Source organism: Haladaptatus sp. (assembly GCF_049589095.1).
Taxonomy (GTDB): domain Archaea; phylum Halobacteriota; class Halobacteria; order Halobacteriales; family Haladaptataceae; genus Haladaptatus.
This window is the reverse complement of record NZ_JBAWAC010000291.1, coordinates 1-2590: the sequence shown is the minus strand read 5'-3', so window position 1 is coordinate 2590 and position 2590 is coordinate 1. Positions and strand designations below refer to the sequence as shown.

The window sequence follows — 2590 nt, the reverse complement described above, 5'->3', positions numbered from 1 at the left end:
CGTCGATTCCGAAGAGCGTCTCCCCGATCAGATCCGGGAAGAACAGGTGCTCGAACATGAAGAAGACGAGCGGTATCGCGAAGACGACACCGAAAATCAGCAGACGCAATTGCTTTCGAATCTCGTCGTGGCGGGCGGCCTGTCGGGCGTCCTCCGCTTCTTCCTCCGCGCCGTCCTCCCGAACCGGGTCGTAGCCCGCGTCCTCCACGGCGTCGTAGAGGTCCGCGAGGCTCACCTGCGCGGGGTTGTACTCGACGCTAGCCTCGTCGGTGGCGTAGTTGACGTCGGCGTTCACCACGCCGGGCACCGATTCGAGGGCCGTCTCGTTCGTCTCCGCACAGTTCGAACAGGACATCCCCGTGATGCCGATGGTCGTGCTCGCGCGAACTGGGTCGTATCCGGCGTCCTCGATGGCCGCGTAGATGTCTGCCAGCGAGACGACCTCGGGGTCGTATTCGACGGTTCCCTCGTCCGTGGCGAAGTTGACGTTCGCCTCCCGGACGCCGTCGAGCGCGTTCAACGCCTCGCTGACCGTCCCTGAACAGTTCGCGCAACTCATCCCTCTGATTTCGAGTTGCGTTTTTTCCGTCATTGTGGCTCTTGTTCATTCATACGGGATCCGAGTTCATTCACGTTGCCGTTTAGAAAGTGTGAATTGTGGGGGGTGGGAACCTTCGATAGTAATGTCGAATCGGGGATGGACACCGCCGCAGAAACTCTATCCGGAAATATCCTTTCTTGCTGTCTCCGTCTCGGCTGTTCCGTATCTTTTTACATCATATAGATTTCACTTCCCTTGATGCGTCGTGCCGTCATCGACATGTGGGGCGTCGTCCATCACTACCGATTCGAGGTATCCGGGACGAACGATGGCGATGCGGTTTACCGAACCGAGACGTTCGACGTCGCTGACATCGACACGACGAGAATTCGCCGACCGCCGTGGTACGCGGCCGCGGTGAACGCCACGTCACGTCGTGGCAATTCGACGGCCCGATCCTCCTAGTCCCCGCCGACTTCGCTTCGAGTCGATCGGTCGAGGCGCGTCGGACGACGCGCCTCCCGAATGACACGGCCGCCGAGGAAACAGAGGAGGACGCCGATGGCCGCGTCGCCCCACCGTGGAACCGGCCCGGTGGTTGCGACGAGGAACGGACGCGTCACCTGCCACAACCCGAGCAAGGCGAGGAGTATTCCCGCCGCGATGCTGATTCGTTTTTCGCGCCAGACACGAATCGCCCCGTAAAAAGCGAGAACCAGCACGGCCGTGCCGACGATGATGTCGTTCCAGAAGTTCGGCGCGAGCATTTCTCCGTACACCGTGAACGGTGCGACGAGCAACCAAGCGCCGAGCGGTGCCCCCGCGATGATGGTCTTGTCTCCCCACATTCCGTCCATCCGCACGATGTGGGGGTGAATAAGTGAGACGGCCGAGAAAGCAAATGAACTTTCAATAACGCAAGTACAGATGATTTATCTGTGAGCGTCGTGTACGTCCGCTCGATGAACGAAACGGAGACCCTCTCGGAATCCCATACGGTCATGAGCGAAATCCTGATGCCGAACGATACGAACAACCTCGGGCGGGCGCTCGGCGGGTCGGTGCTGCACTGGATGGACATCTGCGCCGCGATTTCGTCCCGCCGATTCTCGCGGCGGCAGGTCGTGACGGCGTCGATGGATCACGTCGATTTCCTCGGCCCCATCGACCTCGGGGACATCGTGACCGTGGAGGGGTACGTGTTCGAAACCGGGAAGACGAGCATGGACGTCGTCGTCACGGTCCGTGCCGAACGGCCCAGTCGGAACGAGAAGCGGGACACCGCGACGTCGTTTTTCACCATGGTCGCGCTCGACGAGGACGAGCGACCGGCGTCGGTCCCGGACCTCTCCTGCCCGACCGACGACCAGAAAACCCTGCGTGACGACGCGCTTCGTCGCCGCGAAAAGCGTCGCACGTCGCTCAGCGCGTCCCAATAAGAACGACTGTTACCAGTCGAGCGACCCGCCGCTCTGATACTCGGTGACCTGCGTCTCGAAGAAGTTCTTCTCCTTGTTCAGGTCCACCTGCTCGGACATCCACGGGAACGGGTTGTCGGTACCGTACTGCTCCGGGAGGTCCAACTGTCCGAGTCTGCGGTCGGCGACGTGTTCGACGTACTCGGCGAACTGCTCGGCGCTCATGCCGAGGATTTCGTCGGGGCACGCCTCGTAGGCGTAAATCTTCTCCAACTCGACGGCCTCGATGATGAGTTCGGTCACCTCGTCGCCGAACTCGTCGGTCCACACGCCGGGGTTCTCGGCCCGAATCTCGTTGATGAGGTCCACGCCGAAGCCGACGTGGAGCGACTCGTCGCGCATGATGTACTCGAACTGCTGGCCGATGCCGACCATCTTGTTCTGGCGTTTCAGCCCGAGCATCATGGCGAACCCGGCGTAGAAGAAGACGCCTTCCATGATGACGTAGAAGCCGACCAGGTCGCGCAGGAATTCTCAGACGTCGTCTTCGGTGTCGATGGTGAAATCCGGGCGGTTGATGGCTCGCGTCAGGTTCACCACGAACTCGTCTTTCTCCTCGATGGAGGGGACC

General features: G+C 61.0%; 4 protein-coding genes and 1 pseudogene. 2 read left to right on the top strand and 3 right to left on the bottom strand.

What is annotated here, in order from left to right:
* Positions 1 to 592: copper ion binding protein (locus WBV42_RS09465; RefSeq protein WP_423985803.1), on the bottom strand; the 592-nt coding region annotated here is incomplete at its 3' end.
* A 207-nt stretch (positions 593 to 799) separates the two neighbouring features.
* Between WBV42_RS09465 and WBV42_RS09460 the strand changes: the two genes are divergently transcribed.
* The gene (locus tag WBV42_RS09460; RefSeq protein ID WP_423985802.1) at positions 800 to 1006 is read left to right on the top strand and encodes a hypothetical protein; all 207 of its coding nucleotides are present in this window, start codon (positions 800 to 802) and stop codon (positions 1004 to 1006) included.
* Here the strand turns inward: WBV42_RS09460 and WBV42_RS09455 are convergent.
* Entirely contained in the window at positions 1003 to 1389 is a 387-nt protein-coding gene (locus tag WBV42_RS09455) for an SPW repeat domain-containing protein (protein ID WP_423985801.1), read from the bottom strand. The genes WBV42_RS09460 and WBV42_RS09455 overlap by 4 nt on opposite strands.
* A gap of 114 nt (positions 1390 to 1503) precedes the next feature.
* On the opposite strand from WBV42_RS09455, the gene WBV42_RS09450 reads away from it, so the two are divergent.
* Entirely contained in the window at positions 1504 to 1980 is a 477-nt protein-coding gene (locus tag WBV42_RS09450; protein WP_423985800.1) for an acyl-CoA thioesterase, read from the top strand.
* A gap of 9 nt (positions 1981 to 1989) precedes the next feature.
* On the opposite strand, the pseudogene WBV42_RS09445 reads toward WBV42_RS09450, so the two are convergent.
* Positions 1990 to 2590 (bottom strand): annotated as a pseudogene (locus WBV42_RS09445) (ribonucleotide-diphosphate reductase subunit beta); the annotation flags it as partial.